Source organism: uncultured Roseovarius sp. (assembly GCF_963972555.1).
Classification (GTDB): domain Bacteria; phylum Pseudomonadota; class Alphaproteobacteria; order Rhodobacterales; family Rhodobacteraceae; genus Roseovarius; species Roseovarius mucosus.
Map to the genome: position 1 here is coordinate 306,466 of NZ_CAXAUM010000001.1, position 19,974 is coordinate 326,439.

Here is a 19,974-nt window from a genome sequence, read left to right on the forward strand (position 1 = left end):
AGGTCTAGCATGCCGCGCAGGCTCAGGACAGGCTGGCGGGCCACCGATTTGGAAACCCTCTGTTGACCGACAAAACCATGCCCCGGCTCAGCGTCATCATTCCCGCCCACAACGAGGCGGGGATGATCGGGGATTGCCTGCATGCCCTCTTCGCCTCGGACCCGGTGGCGGGCGGCGCCGAGGTGATCGTCGTGGCCAATGGCTGTCAGGATGCGACCGTGGCCGAGGCCACAGCCTGCCGTGCAGCGGCGCGCGACTGGACGCTCACCGTGCTCGACCTGCCGCAGGGCGGCAAACCCGGCGCATTGAGCGCAGGCGAGGCGGCAGCACGCGGCAAGGTGCTGGCCTATCTCGATGCCGATGTCCTTGTCTCGCCCCCGCTGCTGCGCCAGATCACCGAGGCGCTTGATTGCCCGGAACCGGGCTATGCCAGCGGTCAGGTCGTGATTCCCACACCGCGCAGCGCCTTCAGCCGCCTTTATGCGGGGTTTTACCGCCAGGTGCCCTTCTTTCACCATGGCGTGCCCGGTTGCGGCCTCTTCGCCGTGAACCGCGCCGGGCGCGCGCGCTGGGGCGATTGGCCGGGGATCATCTCGGACGATACCTTTGCCCGACTGAACTTTGCCCCACACGAGCGCCACGCGGTGCCCGCGCGCTATGCGTGGCCCATCGTCGAAGGGGCCAGCGCACTTGTCCGGGTGCGACGCAGGCAGGATGCAGGCGTGGCCGAGATTGCGCGCCACTACCCGGCGCTCTTGGCCAATGACGACACGCGGCCCAGTGGGCCGGGATGGGTGCTGCGCGCCGCCCTGCGCGCGCCTCTGGGCTTTCTCGCCTATGTCATCGTGGCACTCATGGTCCGCGCGCGGCGCGGCGGCGCAGACTGGACGCGGGGCCGGTAATTGCCTGAAATTTCAATGGAACGGTCGTGAAATTGCCGTAAACCTTGGGCAAGTAACGGCAACGGAGTAAAGGCTACCATGCAACGCGTCAGGGCGATATTCACGGGCGACGGCCTCTTGGCACGGGCGCTGCGCTCCTCGGCGCTGACTGTCGCGGGCTTTGGCGGGGCGCAGGTCCTGCGCCTTGCGTCGAACCTCATCTTGGCCCGCCTCCTCTTCCCCGAAGCCTTCGGCCTGATGGCCATTGTATCCGTCATCATCCAGGGCCTCATGCAATTCTCCGACGTGGGCGTCAGCCCCGCCATCATGCAGAGCAAACGGGGCGACGATCCCGCCTTCCTCAACACCGCCTGGACCATTCAGGCCCTGCGCGGCGTGGGCCTCTGGCTTGTGGCCTGTGCGCTGGCATGGCCCGTGGCGGTGATCTACGACGAACCGCTCCTGTTGCAGCTTTTGCCGGTGGCGGGGCTGTCGCTCTTGATCACCGGGTTCAACCCCACGGCCCTCGATACCGCCAAGCGGCATCTGCGCTGGGGGCGGGTGACGGTGATCGAATTCGCCGTTCAGATCACCGGCATCCTCGTGGCCGTGGCGCTGGCATGGTGGTGGCATTCGGTCTGGGCGTTGGTCGTGTCGGGCGTGCTCAGCGCGGGCGTGGCGCTGGTGCTCTTCTGGCTCTTCCTGCCGGGGGCCTCGAACCGGATGGGCTGGGAACGGCTGGCGGCCTCGGAGCTCATCCATTTCGGGAAATGGATCTTCCTCAGCACCATCTGCGGTTTTCTCTTCAATCAGGCGGACAAACTGATCTTGGGCAAATACCTCAGCTTCGATGTCTTCGGCGTCTATAACATCGGCTTCTTCCTTGCCTCCTTTCCCATGCTCTTGGGCCATATGCTGACATGGCGCCTGCTCATCCCGATTTACCGCGAACTGCCCCCGCATGAGAGCGCCGCCAATTTCGCCAAGCTGCGGCGCATGCGCTTTGCGGTCACGGGCGGGCTGATGGCGCTGTCGGCCGGATTTGCCCTCCTTGGCGTCTGGCTGGTGGGGATCATGTATGACGACCGCTACGCCATGGCAGGGGCTGTGGTGGTGCTGATGGCACTGATGCAACTGCCGCAGATCATCGTGATGACCTATGATCAGGCCTCGCTTGCCGCAGGGGATTCGCGGCGGTTCTTCCTTTTGACGCTGGCCAAGGCGGCCGCGATGATCGTGGCCCTCCTGCTCGGTCTCGAATGGGGTGGCCTTCTGGGGGCGCTCTTGGGCTATGGCGCGGCGATGGTTCTGGCCTATCCGGTGGTGGTCTGGCTCGCGCGGCATATGCGGGCCTGGGACCCGGTGCATGACGCAGGCATGGCCGCCTTGGGTCTTGGCTTGGCGACGCTGGCGCTCTGGCTCAATGGCGCGGCGCTTGTCGATCTGGCACGGCTCTCGGGCTGGTGAGGGGCGAAAACACCAATATCGCCAAGGGTGTGCCGCAAAACAGTCGCATTGTCGGGCGATGCTGCACCCGGTATGATTTGAGCATTGGATTTGATGGCGGATGACATGACCCAACCGTCGCCCGACGGCACCGAGATTGCCATTGTCGGCATGGCCGCGCACCTTCCCGGCGCGCGGAGCGTCTCGGAGTATTGGCAAAACCTATGCGCCGGGCACCGCGCCATCCGCCGCATGTCCGAGGCCGAATTGCTGGCTGCGGGCGAGCCTGCGCAGATGATCCGCCGCCCCGATTACGTGCCCTATGCCGCCCCTCTCGACGGATTCGAGATGTTCGATGCCGAGTTCTTCGGCTTTGGCCCCAAAGAGGCCGCGATCCTCGACCCGCAGCACCGCCGCTTTCTGGAGGTGGCGTGGGAGGCGCTCGAGGATGCAGGGCACCCGCCCGAACATTTCCCCGGCTCCATCGGCGTTTTCGCAGGCTGCGGCATGGGCAGCTATTTCTACTTCAACCTCTGCTCCAACCGCGACCTCGTGGACGATGTAGGCATGTTCCTCTTGCGCCACACCGGCAATGACAAGGATTTCCTGACCACCCGGCTCAGCCATATCCTCGACCTCAAGGGGCCAAGCCTCGGCTTGCAAACCGCCTGTTCCACCTCGCTCGTTGCGGTGCATGTGGCGGCGCAATCGCTGCTCAATGGCGAATGCGACATGGCGCTCGCGGGCGGTGTCACGATCGAGCTGCCACAGGGGCGCGGCTATCTCTACAAAGAGGGTGAGATCCTGTCGCCCGATGGCGAATGTCACGCGTTTGACCACCGCGCCCAAGGCACGGTCTTTGGCTCTGGCGCGGGCGTCGTGGTGCTGCGGCGGCTGTCGGATGCGGTTGCCGATGGCGATCACATCTGGGGCGTGATCAAGGGCTCTGCCGTCAACAATGACGGCGCGGCCAAGGCGGGGTATCTCGCGCCCTCCGTGGACGGTCAGGCGGCAGCAGTGGCCGAGGCGCAGGCCGTGGCGGGCATCTCTGCCGAGACCGTCGATTACGTCGAATGTCACGGCACCGGCACATACCTTGGCGATCCCATCGAGGTCGCCGCCCTCACCCAAGCCTTTCGCGAAACCACCCAAGCGGTCGATTTCTGCCGCATCGGCAGCGTCAAGACCAACATCGGCCATCTCGACACGGCGGCGGGCGTGGCCAGCCTGATCAAGGCGACGCTGGCGGTCTATCACGGGCAAATGCCGCCCTCCCTGGGCTATGAGGCGCCCAATCCGGCGATTGCCTTTGACGGCAGCCCCTTTGCGGTCAATGACCGGCTCAGCGCTTGGCCGCGCCGCGATCACCCCCGCCGCGCAGGCGTGAATTCGCTGGGCGTGGGCGGCACCAATGCGCATGTGGTTCTCGAAGAACCCCCCGCGCGCGCCGCGCCCGAGGCCAGCGATTGGCCCTTTCAGCCGCTCGTGATCTCCGCCCGCTCCAAGGCGGCGCTGGACGCAAATTCCGCCCGCCTTGCCGCCCATCTGCGCAACCACCCCGAGCAGGACTTGGCCGATGTGGCCTGGACGCTCAAGCAAGGTCGCCGCGCCTTCGAACGCCGCCGCGTCGTGGTGGCCGCCAGCCATGAAGAGGCGGCAACGCTCTTGGAGAAAGGCGATCCGCGCCGCGTCTTTACCCATGAGGCGCTCGACGCCCCCGAGGTCGTCTTCATGTTCCCCGGCGGCGGCGCGCAATATGCGGGCATGGCGCGCGATCTTTACGAGACAGAGCCGGTCTTTGCCGAATGGATGGATCGTGGCCTTGCGGTGCTGCAACCCAAACTCGATTACGACATCCGCGCCCTCTGGCTGCCTGCCCCCGCCGATATGGCCACCGCCGCCGAGCGGCTGAAACAGCCTTCGGTGCAATTGCCGCTGATCATGATCACCGAATACGCGCTGGCGCAGTTGTGGCAGAGCTGGGGTGTGACCCCCGCCGCCCTCATCGGTCATTCCATGGGCGAGAATACCGCCGCCTGTCTCGCGGGCGTGATGGGCTTCGAGGATTGCATCGGGCTGGTGCATCTGCGCGGGCAACTCTTCGACAGCGTGCCCAAGGGCGGCCTGCTCAGCGTGCCTCTCTCAGCCGAGGCGCTGCGCCCCTGGCTGGGCGAGACCCTCGACATCGCGGCGGTCAATGCGCCGGGGCTCAGCGTGGCCTCTGGCCCGCAGGCCGCACTCGATGATCTGGCGGCGCGTCTGGCCGAGGCGGGGATCGAGACCACGCGCATTCCCATCGACATCGCCGCCCATTCGCGGATGCTGGAACCGATCCTGACCCGCTTTGGCGACTACCTGCACTCCATCCCCCTCAACGCCCCGCAAATCCCGATCCTGTCCAACCGCACCGGCGATTACCTCACAGCGGCCGAGGCGACCGACCCCGCCTATTGGGTCGGCCATCTGCGCAACACGGTCCATTTCGCCGATGGGCTGGGGCGCCTGGCCGAGGGCGGCAAGCGGGTTTTTCTCGAGGTTGGGCCGGGCAAGGCGCTGGCCTCGCTCGCCCAAGCCCACGGTGCTATCAGCGCCAATCAGGTCATCAGCACCCTGCGCCACCCCGAGGATAGCATCGCCGACGATGCCTATTTCATGGCGATGCTGGCGCGGATGTGGGCGGTGGGCGTCGAGATCGACTGGGATCAGATCTGGGGCGAGGCGCGGCGCACCCGCGTGCCGCTGCCCTCTTACGCCTTTCAGCACAAACCCTATTTCATCGCCCCCGGCACGACGCGCGACACGCGTTCAGACGACTGGCCAACGCGCCGCGACGATCTGACCGACTGGGGCTACCTGCCCCAATGGCGGCCCCATCTGGCCGAGGTCGAAATTGCCAGCGATGCCGATCTAGCAGCACTGCCGCCCGAGACATGGCTGATCTTCGAAGACGACAGCGGGCTTGCGGCGGCCGTGGGCAAGCGGCTGGAATCCGCAAAACATACGGTGACGTATGTAACGGCAGGCGATGCCTTTGCTCAGCTCGCGCCGGGGCGCTATGCCCTGTCGCCCGAACGCGGGCGCGAGGGCTATGATGCCCTCATCCGCGCGCTCAGCGCCGAAGGCCGTCTGCCCAGTCGCATCGCGCATTTCTGGCTGGTCACACAAGACGCCCGCCATCGCCCCGGATCGAGCTTCTTCCACCGTGTCCAGGAACAGGGCTTTTACAGCCTGCTCTTTCTCGCGCAGGCCATGGCGGATGAAGGGCTCTCCGCCCCGCTGCACATCACCGCCCTCACGAATGGCGCGGCGCAGCTTCGCGACGAGGGATTGCGCGACCCCTCCAAGGCCACGCTCATGGGCCCGCTCAGGGTGATCCCCCATGAACTGCCGGGGGTAACGGCGGCCAGCCTTGATCTGGTCCTGCCCGCGCGCGGCCCCGATGCCGCCCTTGTGACGCAGGTGCTCGAGGATCTGATGCAGCCCCCCCGCAACCATGTCGCGGCGCTGCGCGGCGCGCGGCGCTACGAGGCTGGCTGGCGCACGGCCCCGCTCCTGCCCGCTGACACGCCGCTGGCAGAGGGCCAGACCGTGCTCATCACCGGCGGCTTTGGCGGCATCGGCCTGACCTTGGCCGAGGATCTGATCACGCGCTCAAAGGCCAAGATCGTCCTCATGGCACGCCGCCCGCTGCCGCCCCGCGCCGACTGGCCGCGCGTGATGGCCACACGCGGCGCAGGCGATCCGCTGGCCCGCCGCATCGCTGCGGTCGAACGGCTCGAAGGTCTGGGCGGTCAGGTCATGGTCGTGGCCGGCGATGTCAGCAACATCGAGGATATGCAATCCGCCCGCGCGGAAATCGAGGCCCGCTTTAGCGCGCTCGCCGGTGTCATCCATGCCGCAGGCGTGATCAAGGACGCGCCGCTCCTCGGCAAAGGCCCCGACACGATCGAGGATGTATTCACCCCGAAAATCCACGGCACGCAGGTGCTGGACGAGGTGTTTCCCGATGGCACGCTCGACTGGCTCGTGCTCTTTTCCTCTTCCTCCACCGCCACCGCCCCGGCGGGACAGGTGGATTACGTCGCCGCCAATGAATATCTCAACGCCTATGCGCGCAGCCGCATGGGCGACAAGACCCGTGTGGTTGCCCTCAACTGGGGCATCTGGTCCGAGGTCGGCATGGCCGCCGAGGCTGTGGCGCAGCAACGCGGCGAAACACTCACCGCCCCACGCCTGCCGGTGCAGTCCCCCTTGGTGCAAGAGAGCAGCCATGACGCGAATGGCAACCGGCTCTTTCACGCACGCTATGACGCCGGGCTTTGGGTCTTCGATCAGCACCGCACCAAATCCGGTCAGGCGCTCTTGCCGGGCACCGGCTATCTGGAGCTTCTGGCCGAGGCCCTGCGCGAGCAGGGCGAGGATGGCCCGTTTGAAATCCGCGATCTGTGGTTCCTGCGCGCCTTTGACATGCCCGAGGGCGGCAGCCGCGACATGCGCCTCACCCTGACCCGAAACGACACCGGCTATGCCGCGCGGATCGAGGGTGATCATGCGCAGGCCGGACGGCAAGGCTGGGTCACACTGGCCGAGGCGGGGTTGAGCCTCTTGCCACTCACCCCTCCTGCGGCACTCGATCTTGATTCCATACGTAACCGTATGCAAGACTGGCAAGAGGCGGGCGACACCGCCCTCGCCGCGCCGCAAGAGGCGCATCTTGCGTTTGGCCCGCGCTGGCGCGTGTTGCGCACCATGGGTCTGGGCACCGGCGAGGGTCTCGCGCATCTGGCCCTGCCAGAGAGCGCGCAAGCCGATCTGGCGGCGGGCTATCTCCTGCACCCCGCGTTGATGGATATCGCGACCGGCTGGGCCATGGGGCTGATTGCGGGCTATGACGGCTCCGATCTCTGGGTGCCCATGTCCTACGGATCGCTCAGCGTCCACGCGCCCTTGGGGGCCGATGTCTGGTCTCATATCCGCAACGCCGCCCAGAACCGCGCCAGCGATGAAACCGCGCGCTTTGACATCACGCTTTGCGATGCCGCAGGCCGGGTGCTGATCGAGATCACCGATTTCGCCATCCGCAAACAGGTGGGCGGCCTCGCCCTGACCCCACCACGTCCCAGCGAAATCCGCTTCGAGGGCCAGACCGAGAGCGCCCCCACAAGCCCCGCCGAAGAGCGCCTACGCCACGCCCTGCGCGAAGGTATCCGCCCCAATGAGGGGGCCGAGGCCTTTCGCCGCGCGCTGGCACAGCCTGCCCCGCAAATCCTCATCTCCTCGCTCGACCTGCCCGCGCTCATCGCACAGGCAGAGGCGGGCGCGCGCGGCACAGACACGACCGGACACCGCTTTGAACGCCCTGATCTCGACAGCGATTTCACCGCCCCCGAGGGCGAGATCGAGACCCGCCTTGCGGGCTTCTGGTCCGAACTTCTGGGGCTCGAGCAGGTCGGGGTCGAGGATTCCTTCTTCGACCTAGGCGGTCATTCCCTGATCGCCGTCCGCCTCTTTGGCATGATCCGCAAGGCCTATCGCGTCGATCTGCCCATCTCGGTCCTCTTCGAGGCCCCCACGATCCGCGCCTGCGCCGCGCTGATCGAGGCCCAGATTGGCCCGCAAGAGGCGGGACAGGACGCGCCCTCACCACAGGAACCACAGCGCCGCTTTACCCATCTCGTGCCGATGCACCGGGGCGAAGGTGGACCAAAGACGCCCTTCTTCCTCGTTGCGGGCATGTTCGGCAATGTGCTCAACCTTCGCCATCTGGCGCATCTCCTGGGCGAGGATCGTCCCTTTTACGGGCTTCAGGCGCGCGGCCTCTATGGCGGCGCTGCCCCTCATGACGATCTGACAGAGGCCGCGCGCGACATGATCGCCGAACTGCGGCAGGTGCAGCCGCACGGCCCCTATCTCTTGGGTGGGTTTTCGGGTGGCGGCATCACCGCCTATGAGATGGCGCAGCAATTGCGCGCGGCGGGCGAAGAGGTGGCGCTGATCGTGATGCTCGACACGCCGCTGCCACAGCGCCGCCCCCTCTCGCGCCGCGACCGGCTGATGATCCAATGGCAGGAGCTCAGATCCGGCGGCCCGCTCTATCCCCTGCACTGGGCGGCGCGGCGGATCGCATGGGAAATCACCAAACGCCGCCCCAAAGCGCAGGCAGAGACCGACACGCATCACTTCCACGACAGCGCCATCGAGGCCGCCTTTTACCGCGCCATCGCCAAATATCAGGTCCGCCCATGGGCGGGCGCGCTGCATCTCTTCCGCCCGCCACTGGTGGGCAAATGGCAGGTGTCCGAGGGGCGTTGGGTCAGCAGCGAGCGCGCCTATGTCCTGCCCGACAATGACTGGGCGGGCTTTGCCCCGCAGGTGCAGGTGACAGAGGTGCCCGGCACACACGACTCGATGGTGCTTGAGCCCAATGTGCGGGTGCTGGCCGCGCGCCTGCGCCGGGTGATCGAGACGGCCGAGGCCATTCAAGCTGCCCCGGAACACCGCGAGGCGGCGGAATGACCGTTCCCCGCGTCCTCACCATCGTCCTCAACTGGCGCACGCCGGACATGAGCGTCAAGGCCGCCCGCGCCGCCCACCGCGCCATGCAGGGCATCGCAGGCGAGATCGTGCTGGTGGACAACGACTCCGGCGACGGCTCGTTCGAGACCATGCAAAAGGCCACCGCCGATTGGGACCGCGTGCGCGTGGTGCAGGCGGGGCATAACGGCGGCTTTGGCGCAGGCAACAACGCCGGCATGCGCGCCGGTCTCAGCGACGGCACGCGCCCCGATTACGTCTATATCCTCAATTCCGATGCCTTTCCCGCCCCGGAGGCCATTGCGGCACTTGTGGATCATCTCGAAACGCATCCCAAAACCGGCCTTGCAGGCAGCCATATCCACGGCCCCGATGGCGTGGCCCATGTCACCTGCTTCCGCTTTCCCTCTGCCTTGGGCGAATTTGAGGGGGCCGCGCGGATCGGCCCCATCAGCCGCCTCCTGCACGCCCATACCGTGCCGCTGCCCGTGCCCCAGACCACGCGAACCGTCGATTGGGTGGCCGGGGCCAGCCTGATGATCCGCCAGGACGTGCTTGACGAAATCGGCGGCTTTGACGAACGGTTCTTTCTCTATTTCGAGGAAACTGATCTCTGCCTGCGCGCCGCGCGCGCGGGCTGGCGCACCGATTTCGTGGCGGATAGCCGGGTAGAACATATCGGCTCGGTCAGTACGGGGATGAAAGGGTGGGGCCGCGTGCCCGCCTATTGGTTCGCCTCGCGCCGCTATTATTTCACCAAGAACCACGGTGCCGCCTATCTCGCCCTTGTCACGCTGGCGCATCTGCTGGGCGCCGGGCTTGGCACGCTCTGGCGGCTCCTGCGGCGCAAGGGCGCAGGCAACCCACCCTATTTCCTGCGCGATCTGGTGCTGGGCGATCTTGGCGCGGCGCTGAACCGGCAAAAAAGGATCAAGCCATGATGCAGGCCCTCTTGATCGGCAACGAATCCCTCGCCCTTCAGTGTGGCGAGACATGGCTCGCGCGCGGACACGGCATCACGGCGGTGATCACCCGCCACGCGGATGTGGCCGCTTGGGCCGAGGGCAAGGGCCTGCGCGTCGTGCCCCCCGGTCCCGGTCTGGCCGAGCGTCTAGGCGATCTCACCGGCGATTGGCTCCTCTCCATTGCCAATCTCGATCTCTTGCCGCAATCCGTGCTGGCGCGCGCAACGCGCGGCGCGGTCAATTTCCACGACGGCCCGCTGCCGCGCTACGCCGGTCTCAACGCCCCGGTCTGGGCCATTCTGAACGGCGAGGAATGTCACGGCATCACTTGGCACCTGATCGAAGGCGGGGTGGACGAAGGGCGCATCATCACTCAGCGCATGGTGGACATTTCGGGGGATGAAACCGCCTTTACCCTCAACGCCAAATGCTACGCCGCAGCGCTCGACAGCTTTCCCGATGTGATCACCGCCCTCGAACAGGGCGCCGTGACAGCCCAGACCCAGGACCTTGGCGCGCGCAGCTATTTCGCCCGTGACCAGCGCCCCGAGGGGCTCTGCCTCGATTTCACCCAAGCCGCCGAGACGCTGGCACGACTGGTGCGCGCCCTCGATCACGGCGGCTATGCCAACCCGCTCAACCGGGCACGGATCATCGCGCGCGACCGCGTGCTGCTTGTGGGCCGGGCCGAGGTGGTGCCGGGCAGCGGCGCGCCGGGCGTGGTGCTCTCGGTCGAGGGCGCGCGCCTCACCGTGGCCACGGGCGCGGGCGCGCTGCGGCTCAGCGCCCTGACCGGGCCCGATGGCGGCGCGGCACCCCTCGCAGGCATCGCCGTTGGGTCGGTCCTGTCCACTCATCCCGTCACAGACCTTCTGACACGGCTCGCACCGCAGGACGGCTACTGGCGGCGCAGCCTGCGCGACATGCACCCCATCACCCTGCCACTGGGCGGTGGCGCCGGTGTTGAGGAACGCCGCCCGCTTGCCCTGCCCGACGACGCGCTCGGCGCGATCAGCCTCTGGGCCACGCGTCTGGGCGGCGAAGAGGGCACGCATCTCGCCTATGCCGGGGCCACGGTCGAGGCGGCCCATGCCCCCGGCCATGTCTGCCCCTGGGTGCCGGTTGCCGTCGCGGACCTGCCCCGCGCTCTCCCCGAGGCCGAGGCGCGCGGCGCCTTCGCGCTAGATCTTTTCGCCCGTGACCCGGCCCTTGATGCCGCGCAGACGCCGCATATCGGGCTGCGTGTCGCGGGGCGCGGCCTTATCCCCGGCACGGTGCTGACCATCGACCTCGCCGACAGCCCCACGCTGGTCTATGACGCCGCACGCCTTTCGCCCGCCATGGCCGACCTTCTCGCGCGGCGGCTCGAAGCCCTGGCAAAGGGCGACACCGCCCCCATGCCCGAGGCCGAGCGCCGCATGGTCGTCGAGGCGTGGAACCGCACTGATACGGCCTATGACGCCCGCCCCCTGCACCGCCTGATCGCCACCCAGATCGCCAGGACCCCCCATGCCCGCGCCGTGGTCTTCGAGGCCGAAACCCTCACCTATGCCGCGCTTGACGCCCGCGCCAACCGCATCGCCCATGTGCTGCGGCAAATGGGTGTCGGCCCAGGCGTGCTGGTGGGCCTCTGCCTGCCGCGCTCTGCCGATATGATCGCCGCCGCCTTGGCAATATGGAAGGCAGGCGGGGCCTATGTGCCGATGGACCCGGCCTATCCCGCCGAACGCCTGGCGCTCTATCTCGACGACAGCGCCGCGCGCGTGGTCGTGACCCGCTCTGACGTCGCCCATACCCTGCCGCAGACCGCACAGACCCTCATGCTCGACACCGAACCGCGCATGAGCGATGCCCCCGACGCACAGGTTGACGGCTTCGCAGGTCCCGATGATCTGGCCTATGTGATCTATACCTCCGGCTCGACCGGCCGCCCCAAGGGCGTGATGGTCACGCATCGCAACGTCGCCAATTTCTTTGCCGGGATGGATGACCGTATCCCGGCCGAACCGGGGGCGGTCTGGCTCGCCGTGACCAGCCTCAATTTCGACATCTCCGTGCTCGAACTCTTCTACACGCTCGCGCGCGGTTACACGCTCGTCCTCAGCGGCGACGAAAGCCGCGCGCTGGTCTCCTCGGGGCAACTGGCCACCTCCGACCGGGGCATGCAGTTCAGCCTTTACTATTGGGGCAATGACGATGGCGCGGGGCGCGACAAATACAAATCCCTGCTCGAGGGCGCGCAATTCGCCGACACCCACGGATTTTGCGCGGTCTGGACTCCCGAGCGGCATTTTCACGCCTTTGGCGGTCCCTATCCCAACCCTTCGGTGACGGGGGCCGCCGTCGCGGCGGTCACGCAAAACATCGCCGTGCGCGCCGGAAGCTGCGTGGCCCCCCTCCACCACCCCGCCCGCATTGCCGAGGAATGGGCGGTCATCGACAACCTCACCAACGGGCGCGCAGGGCTCGCCATTGCCTCCGGCTGGCACCCCGACGATTTCATCCTGCGCCCCGAGAACACGCCGCCCCGCAACAAGCCCGCCATGTTCGAGGCGATCCGCGATCTGCGCCGCCTCTGGCGCGGCGAGACGGTGGAATTTCCCCGCGCCGATGGCACGCTGCATGGCGTCGTCACGCAACCGCGCCCGGTGTCGCAGGTGCTGCCCGTCTGGGTCACAACCGCCGGCAACCCCGAAACATGGCGCGAGGCGGGCGCACATGGCGCCAATGTGCTGACCCATCTCTTGGGGCAATCCATCGACGAGGTGGCAGGCAAGATCACCCTCTACCGCAACGCCCTGCGCGAGGCCGGGCATGATCCGGATACCTTTACCGTCACCCTCATGCTGCATACCTATGTGGCCGAAACCCGCGACGAAGCGCGGCGCGTGGCCCGCGAGCCGATGAAGGATTACCTGCGCTCCGCCGCTGGGCTCATCAAGCAATATGCCTGGGCCTTTCCGGCCTTCAAACGCCCGCAGGGTGTCAGCAACCCGTTCGAGCTGGACCTCGGATCGCTCAGCGCAGAGGAACTCGACGGCATCCTCGATTTCGCCTTCGAGCGATATTTCGAGGACTCGGGCCTCTTCGGCACTGTCGAGGATTGCGTCGCCCGCGTCGAGGGCCTCAAACGCATCGGCGTGGATGAGGTGGCCTGCCTCATCGACTATGGCATCCCCGCGCGTCAGGTGCTTGACGGTCTGCGCCCGCTGGCGCGCGTGCTGGACCAATCAAACCGCGTGGGGGCTATCCCCGAGGATGATTTTTCCATCGCCGCGCAAATCCTGCGGCACAGCGTGACGCATCTGCAATGCACCCCCTCGATGGCACGCATGATCGCCATGAACGAAGAATCCCGTCACGCCCTCGGTCGGCTGCGGCATCTGATGCTGGGCGGCGAGGCGCTGCCGGGCGCTCTGGTGCAGGAGTTGCGGCAGGTCACGCGCGCGCGCATGACCAATATGTATGGCCCCACGGAAACGACCATCTGGTCCACCACCGGCCCCGCCGAGGACACCCCCGGCCCCAGCCCCATCGGCACCCCCATTGCCAATACGCAGGTCTATGTCCTCGATCCCGAGATGCAGCCGGTGCCGGTGGGCATCGCGGGCGAACTCTGGATTGGCGGCGACGGTGTGACGCCCGGCTATCTCGGGCGCGACGACCTGACAGCCGACCGCTTCCGCTCCGATCCGTTCCGTGCGGGCGGGCGCATCTATGGCACCGGCGATCTGGTGCGCTGGCGCGCCGATGGGCGGCTCGATTTCGTCGGCCGCGGCGATGCGCAGGTGAAGCTGCGCGGCTACCGCATCGAACTGGGCGAGATCGAGGCCGCACTCGAGGGCTGCACCGGCGTTGCGCAAGCGGTGGTGCTGGCGCGCGAGGATACCCCCGGCGACATGCGCCTTGTGGCCTATCTGCGCGGCACGGCCACACCAGAGGCGGCGCGCGCCCATCTGGCCACGCATCTGCCCGCCCACATGATCCCCGCGCATGTCGTCGTGCTGGAGCACTTCCCCCTCACCCCCAACCGCAAGGTGGACCGCAAGGCGCTGCCCGCGCCAGAGACCCAAATCAAGGCACCGCGCCCCGCAGCCGCCCCCAAACCGGTCACGCCCGCCAATACGATCGAGCGCGACATCGCCGCGATCTGGGCGCGAATCCTCGGCGTGGCCGAGATTGGCGCGCAGGACAGCTTCTTCGATCTGGGCGGTCACTCCCTTCTGGCGGTGCAGGCGCATCGCGAGATCCGCAGCACGCTGGCGGTCGACCGGCTCAGCATCACCGACATCTTCCGCTGCCCGAAACTCGCCACCCTGGCGGCGCGCGTGGCGGAATTGCGCGGTGATGCGACGCCCGCCCCCGCCAACACCCCGGCCCCGACTCCGGCCCCCGGTCGCGCCGATGCGCGCGCGGATGCCATGGCGCGCCGCCGCGCCATGCGGGCGGCACGCCAAGGGTGAGCGCCGCGCTGATAGCAGCGCTGCGCGCCCGCCTGCCCGAGGGGCTGGCCTTGGCCGCAAGCGATCCTTGCGCCGAAGCAACCGGCCTCTGGCCAGAGGAGGCCACCGCCATCGCGCGCGCGGTGCCCAACCGCCGCCGTGAATTTGCGGCCGGCCGCCGCGCGGCGCGCCGCGCCTTGGGCGCCCTTGGCCACGCCCCGGCCGCCATCCCCATGGCCCCCGACCGCGCGCCGCACTGGCCCGAGGGTGTGACCGGCACGATCAGCCACGGTGCCGGGACCTGTCTGGCGCTGCTTGGACATTCCAAGGACTGGGCCGGACTTGGCCTTGATCTGGAACCGGCCCTGCCCCTACCCGATGACATCCTGACCACAATCTGCACCCCCGCCGAACAGGCGGCCTTGGCCCAAGACGCCGGCGGCCTCCTGTCCCGCCGCCTCTTTTGCGCCAAGGAAGCCACCTACAAGGCCCAATATGCCCAGATCCGCAGGCTGCTGTCCTTCCACGATCTTGAGGTCACTTTCGACGGGCCACACCGCTTTTCCGCCGAACTCCTGACCGTTTGCCCGCCCTTTGTCCCCGCCACGCGCTTTGCCGGACACATAGTCGAGGCGGATGGGATTATCGCCGCCGTGGTCGCCCTGCCGCGCCTCTGAACACTCTGTTTCCAGAACGTGATGAATAACCTGTGGCGAAATTGTGGCACGATTGCTAGATTGTGGCCAAGTTGAGACTTAAATCTGTCAGGGCCGTTTGGGGGCATTCGGCTGACAGGACGGTACCCCGCGCGTGCGGGTCTGTCCGTCAGCAGGAAACATCCCGAGCGGCTTTTCGTTTTCGGCACCTGCGTTGACCACCTTGAAACGACACCGATAGGCAAGCCATGAGCGCGATCCAGTCCATGCCCGATCTGATGCGGCTCCTGCACCGCAGACTGTGGCTCATCGCGCTTGTCGGCGTTATCGGCGCGATCCTCTCGGTCCTCATCGCCCTCAGCCAACCCAAGGTGTTTCAGGCCACCGCCGTGATTCAGATCGAATCCCCGCAGGTGGGCAGTGATCTGGCCGGGCAGACGATTGCCACGGACGCCAATCACCGCCTGCAACTGATCGAACAGCGCCTGATGGCGCGCGACAATCTGGTCAAGGTGATCGAGCGGCACGGCCTCTTTGCCAATGTTCACAACATGCCGCTGGCCGAAAAGGTGCATCAACTGCGGATTTCCGCCCGGATCACGCCCATCACCGTCGGCATCCCCGGCATGGGACCGGCCACCACCCCCTCTGGCCTCAGCGTGACGGTAAATCTCAACGATCCGGTCAAGGCCGCCGAAGTGGCCAATGATTTCGTGGAAACCGTGATCACCCAGAACCGCGAGCGGCGCATGGACCTTGTGCGCGAAACGCTCGATTTCTTCAGCACCGAAGAGGCGCGGGTCAGCGCCCAGATCGCCGAAGTCGAAGGCGTGATTGCCGATTTCAAACGCGCCAACGGGGCGTCGCTGCCCTCCAGCATCACGCCCGTGCGCGAGGAATTGCGCACCCTGAATGAAACCCTGCTCGCTCTCGACCAGCAGATCATCGCGCTGGAAACCGAATCCACCCGCCAGCGGCAAGAGGTATTTGCCCGCCAGATCGGCCAGTTGACCGACCAGCGCGCGCTGGTCTCGGCCCGTATCGCCGCGAATGAGGCCGCCTTGGCCGCAGCCCCCCGCGTCGAGCGGGAATTGGGCGCGCTCACCCGCAACCTCACCCAGCTTCAGGATCAACTTAGCACGATCACCACCAACCGGGTCGAGGCGGAAATGGCAAGCGTGCTGGAATCGCGTCAACAACAGGAACGGTTCGAAATTCTGGAAACCGCCATTCCACCCGAATTCCCGGTTTCCGCCAGCCGCAAGAAACTGGCCATTGCCGGGGCACTGGCCAGCCTCGTGCTGGGCTTGGCGCTCGTCATCACGCTCGAGCTTCTCAACCCGGCGATCCGCAGCGCCGCGCAACTGGAAAAAGAGCTTGAGATCACGCCGGTCGTGACCATCCCCGTGGTGCGCCTGCGCCATGAACGCCGCCGCCGCGCGCTGCGCATTGCCGGAACGGTGCTTGCGGTCCTCTTGGTCGTGCCGCTTGTCCTGCGTCTGGTGCAGGACCGTCTGATACCGCTGCGCCTCTTGGGCGGGAACTGATCCGGCTCACAGCTTGGATGAAATGACGCCCGTGTTGAACCCGCCCATGCGCAACTCGCCAAAGAGGCGCTGATATTCGATCTTGGGGCAGCGGTTCATCACCACATCGACCCCCCGCGCCCGCGCCAGTGCCGCGGCCTCCGGGTTTTCAACCCCGATCTGCATCCAGACCGTGCGCAGCCCCGGCAGCACCTCCAGCGCCTCTTCCACGATAGGGCCGACATGCTCGGACCGGCGGAAAATGTCGATCATATCGACCGCGCCCGCAATATCGCGCAGCCCCGCAACCACCTTTTGACCAAAGAGCATCTCACCGGCATGGCCCGGATTGACCGGCACCACCTCGTATCTCTTGAGGCTGAGGTAGCGCGCCACATAGTAACTCGGGCGCACGGGGTTCATCGACACGCCCACCACCGCCACACGCCGGGTGCGGGTCAGGATATCGCGCAGATGGGAATCGCTATACTCTTCGCTCATGCCCCTATGAAACATGGATCGCCGCCAGAAAAAAGCGCCCAAGTGAGAACTTGGGCGCCAGTCGCGGAACGAGGGACAGTGATAGAAGGCATCAATGTTCCGGATCGACGCCTCTGGGACAGATGTAGGTCCGATTCTCAGGATATAAAGGGTTTGTAATATACCTGTGACTGCCCTTGAACGCGCGTCATCGCTGCGTTTTCAGTCGAAAATGTCCTCGACCGTGTCCCAGATTTCTTCCAGCATCCGCCGCCCAAACCCTTTGCGCGGCTTGTTTTTCCGCGCGCGCTCCGGGACATGCCGCTCGGGTCCATACTCCTCCCGGGGCAGCGTCATGGGCCGCGCCTTGGGCCGCGCGGCGCCATTCTCGCGCGTGGGCATCGCCTTCATCTCGTGCAGCGGCGCGCCGCAACTCGAACAGGCCAGCTCGTGCCGCGCCCGGTCCAACACCAGAACCGCCCGCGTGCCGCAATATGAACAGGTCGCAATCTTGTGTCCCATAGACCCCATATCGGTCAGGGACGACAGATTGCCAAGGGCTCAGCGCCAAAATGCCCCAACGCCACGCGCATTCTAGTAATTCTGCGCCTTGCGGATCTTGGTCATGCGCCCCTCTTCGGCGATTGCCCCGCCCAGCGTTGTCACACCCTTGGCCTGCAAGAGGCCCAGCATCCGCACAAACACCTCGGCTGTGGCCACGGTATCGCCCATCGCAGTATGCCGCGCCTCGGGCGGGATGGTGATCCCGAACCGCTCGCAGAGCGCATCAAGCGTATGCTGCCCACTGTGATCAAAGAGCCCCGCCGACATCAACACCGTGCAGAGCACCGGATTGTCGAACCGCCGGCCAATGACCTTTTCCTTGAGCCGCAGAAACGCCAGATCGAAGGGCGCGTTATGCGCGACCAGCACCGCGCCCTGACAGAAATCGTGAAACCGCCGCCCGGCCTCGACAATATCCGGCGCACCCTGCACCATCTCGTCGCTGATATGATGCACCCGCGTCGAGGCAGGCGGAATCGGGCGGCCCGGATTGACCAGCATGTCAAAGCTCTCGCCGCGCAGAATGCGCCCGTTGACGATCCGCAACCCGGCAATCTGCACGATCTCATCGCCCCCCCGCGGCGAGAGGCCGGTGGTTTCGGTATCGAACACCACGAAACTCAGGTCCGACAGGGGGCGTTCGGCCAGATCTCCGCCCGCCACCTCTGGCAGGTTGAAATCATAGAACTCGGGCCGCGCATCGCCGGGCTGTAGCGGTGGGGCTGCGGTGGCAAGCGGCAGCACGATCCGGTGCCCCCCGGCCCTTGCCTCGGCCCAGACATCCGTCTGATGCGCGCTCAGCGCATCGCGCCCGGAATAGTCCCCATAGGCGGTGGACAGCGGCGCCTTGAGCCAGCCGGTCAATTGCCCATCCGTCACCGCCTCTCCCTGCCAACTCAGGATCAGCCGCGTTTCGGCCCCGTCCTGCTCGGCGCTCAAGCTGAATCCGTCGCGGCTGCCGTCCTCGGCCAGATGCCCAAGCAACCCGCCCAAGAGCGTGGTCACGGCAAAACCGTCGCAACTCAACATCGCCTCGCTGCGCGCCACGCTCAGCGGCACCCGCGCCTGCACGCTCAACCCGTCGAACACATGCGCCGCCGCAACCGGCGACATCGGCCAGCGCCGCGATTTGACCCCGGCATGCTGCGCCCCCATGTCCCGCAAACAGTCAAAGAGCCGCGCCACCTCGTCCTCGATCCCTTTGCGAAACTTGGCTCGGCTCTCGGGGGGCAGATCATCCGCCGATTGCAGCACATCCAGCAGCGCGCCAATGGTGGCCGCCGGTCGGCGCACCCCCTCCAAGAGCGTGTTGAACAGATGGTCCTGCTGCGCATGCGCGCTCAGATCCTCGGTCGCGTCCCGGAAAATCAACACATGCCCCGACAATTCCTCATCCGACAGGATCGGGCTGACACGGCCCAAGAGAAACCGCTTGCCATTCGCAGAGGCCGCAAGGAATGTCTCGGCCCCGATATGCCCGCGCACCCGCCCCTCCTGCATCCGCGACAGCGCATCCATGATCGGCTCGGGGCGCAGGACATTCGACAGCGGGCGATCCAAACCGATATCGCCCAACAGCTCTTGCGCCATCCGGTTATAGAGCATCACCCGATTGTCCGGCGTGGCCACCACCGCCCCCTCGCCCAGATCGCGAAAGAGCGCCTCGAAGAGCGCCTTTTCCCGCGCAATCCGTGCGGTCTCCCGCTCGACCGCGCGGGCGCGCGCGGCCCGCGCCTCCGACAGCGCCGCATTGATCGCATTGGCGGCGGGCGCCAGCGTGCTCAGATGCTTGGCCTGCGCCTCGTCGATCTGCAAATCCACATCGGCCCGCGCCCGCGTCGTCAGGTCCGAGGCCAGCGCCAGAATGGGCTTGGCAACGTTCTCATCGAACAACAGCCCGATCCAGGCGGCCAACCCCATCACGCCCAGCGCCGCAACCATGCCACCGATCACATACCCATCCAGCAGCCCGCCCGCCCGCGTATAGCCAAACCAGAGCGCGCCCGCGATGACCACGGCACCCCCCAGCGCAAGCGCGGCAAAGAAGAGCGCAAATCGCAGCCGTAGACCCAAACGCGCCGTCAGGCGCTCAATCATGATCCGCCCCGGCCAGCAACTCGCCGATCTGCGCGGTCAGATCAGCGGTGGCGAAAGGCTTGGTCATAAAGGCATCCGCCCCCACCGCCAGCCCCTTGCGGCGTTCGACCTCGCCCCCCCCGGCGGTCATCATCAGCACCTTGATCCCTTTGAGCGCGGCGTCGGCGCGGATCAACTGGCAAATCTCATAGCCCGACCGCTCGGGCAGCATTACATCCAGCACCACCAGATCAGGCCGATCCTCGGCCATCGCCGCCAGCGCGGCATTGCCCGTGGCCACCCGGCGCAACCGGTATCCCGCGCGCCCGATCAGATGTTCGAGCGCAAGCGCGATATTGTCCTCATCTTCAACCAGCAGAACGGTTTTTTCAGGCATGACGGGC

General features: G+C 66.5%; 11 protein-coding genes. 7 read left to right on the forward strand and 4 right to left on the reverse strand.

The features are described 5' to 3' along the window. Positions 1–59: 59 nt before the first annotated feature. The 7 genes from AACZ65_RS01585 to AACZ65_RS01615 all read left to right on the forward strand — a co-directional run bounded on the left by AACZ65_RS01585 (position 60) and on the right by AACZ65_RS01615 (position 16,471). The gene (locus tag AACZ65_RS01585) at positions 60–902 is read left to right on the forward strand and encodes a glycosyltransferase (protein ID WP_339667631.1); all 843 of its coding nucleotides are present in this window, start codon (positions 60–62) and stop codon (positions 900–902) included. 78 nt (positions 903–980) lie between these two features. Further along, positions 981–2,348, forward strand: a complete 1,368-nt coding sequence (locus AACZ65_RS01590) for an oligosaccharide flippase family protein (protein WP_339667599.1) — start codon at positions 981–983, stop codon at positions 2,346–2,348. A 105-nt stretch (positions 2,349–2,453) separates the two neighbouring features. After that, entirely contained in the window at positions 2,454–8,843 is a 6,390-nt protein-coding gene (locus tag AACZ65_RS01595) for a beta-ketoacyl synthase N-terminal-like domain-containing protein (RefSeq protein WP_339667600.1), read from the forward strand. Continuing rightward, positions 8,840–9,802, forward strand: coding sequence for a glycosyltransferase family 2 protein (locus AACZ65_RS01600; protein ID WP_339667601.1), 963 nt, complete (start codon positions 8,840–8,842; stop codon positions 9,800–9,802). Before AACZ65_RS01595 ends, AACZ65_RS01600 begins: the two co-directional genes overlap by 4 nt. Beyond that, positions 9,799–14,289 carry a MupA/Atu3671 family FMN-dependent luciferase-like monooxygenase gene (locus AACZ65_RS01605; RefSeq protein ID WP_339667602.1) on the forward strand — a complete coding sequence of 1,497 codons (4,491 nt, stop codon included), beginning with the start codon at positions 9,799–9,801 and terminating at the stop codon, positions 14,287–14,289. The genes AACZ65_RS01600 and AACZ65_RS01605 overlap by 4 nt, the downstream gene beginning before the upstream one ends. After that, on the forward strand, positions 14,286–14,945 hold the full coding sequence (locus AACZ65_RS01610; protein WP_339667603.1) for a 4'-phosphopantetheinyl transferase superfamily protein: 660 nt from the start codon (positions 14,286–14,288) through the stop codon (positions 14,943–14,945). The genes AACZ65_RS01605 and AACZ65_RS01610 overlap by 4 nt, the downstream gene beginning before the upstream one ends. Positions 14,946–15,172: 227 nt before the next feature. Beyond that, a complete protein-coding gene (locus AACZ65_RS01615; RefSeq protein ID WP_339667604.1) occupies positions 15,173–16,471 on the forward strand; it encodes a Wzz/FepE/Etk N-terminal domain-containing protein in 1,299 nt (432 codons plus the stop codon). Between the two features lie 6 nt (positions 16,472–16,477). Here the strand turns inward: AACZ65_RS01615 and AACZ65_RS01620 are convergent, their stop codons facing one another. From AACZ65_RS01620 to AACZ65_RS01635, 4 genes are all read right to left on the reverse strand, one after another. Beyond that, a complete protein-coding gene (locus tag AACZ65_RS01620; protein ID WP_339667605.1) occupies positions 16,478–16,951 on the reverse strand; it encodes a CoA-binding protein in 474 nt (157 codons plus the stop codon). A gap of 201 nt (positions 16,952–17,152) precedes the next feature. Then, positions 17,153–17,452: a hypothetical protein gene (locus AACZ65_RS01625; protein ID WP_339667606.1), complete on the reverse strand. Its 300-nt coding sequence runs from the start codon at positions 17,450–17,452 to the stop codon at positions 17,153–17,155. Positions 17,453–17,524: 72 nt separating this feature from the next. Beyond that, positions 17,525–19,591, reverse strand: coding sequence for an exonuclease domain-containing protein (locus AACZ65_RS01630; protein ID WP_339667607.1), 2,067 nt, complete (start codon positions 19,589–19,591; stop codon positions 17,525–17,527). Continuing rightward, positions 19,584–19,967, reverse strand: a complete 384-nt coding sequence (locus AACZ65_RS01635) for a response regulator (RefSeq protein ID WP_037274216.1) — start codon at positions 19,965–19,967, stop codon at positions 19,584–19,586. The genes AACZ65_RS01630 and AACZ65_RS01635 overlap by 8 nt, the downstream gene beginning before the upstream one ends. Positions 19,968–19,974: the final 7 nt, after the last annotated feature.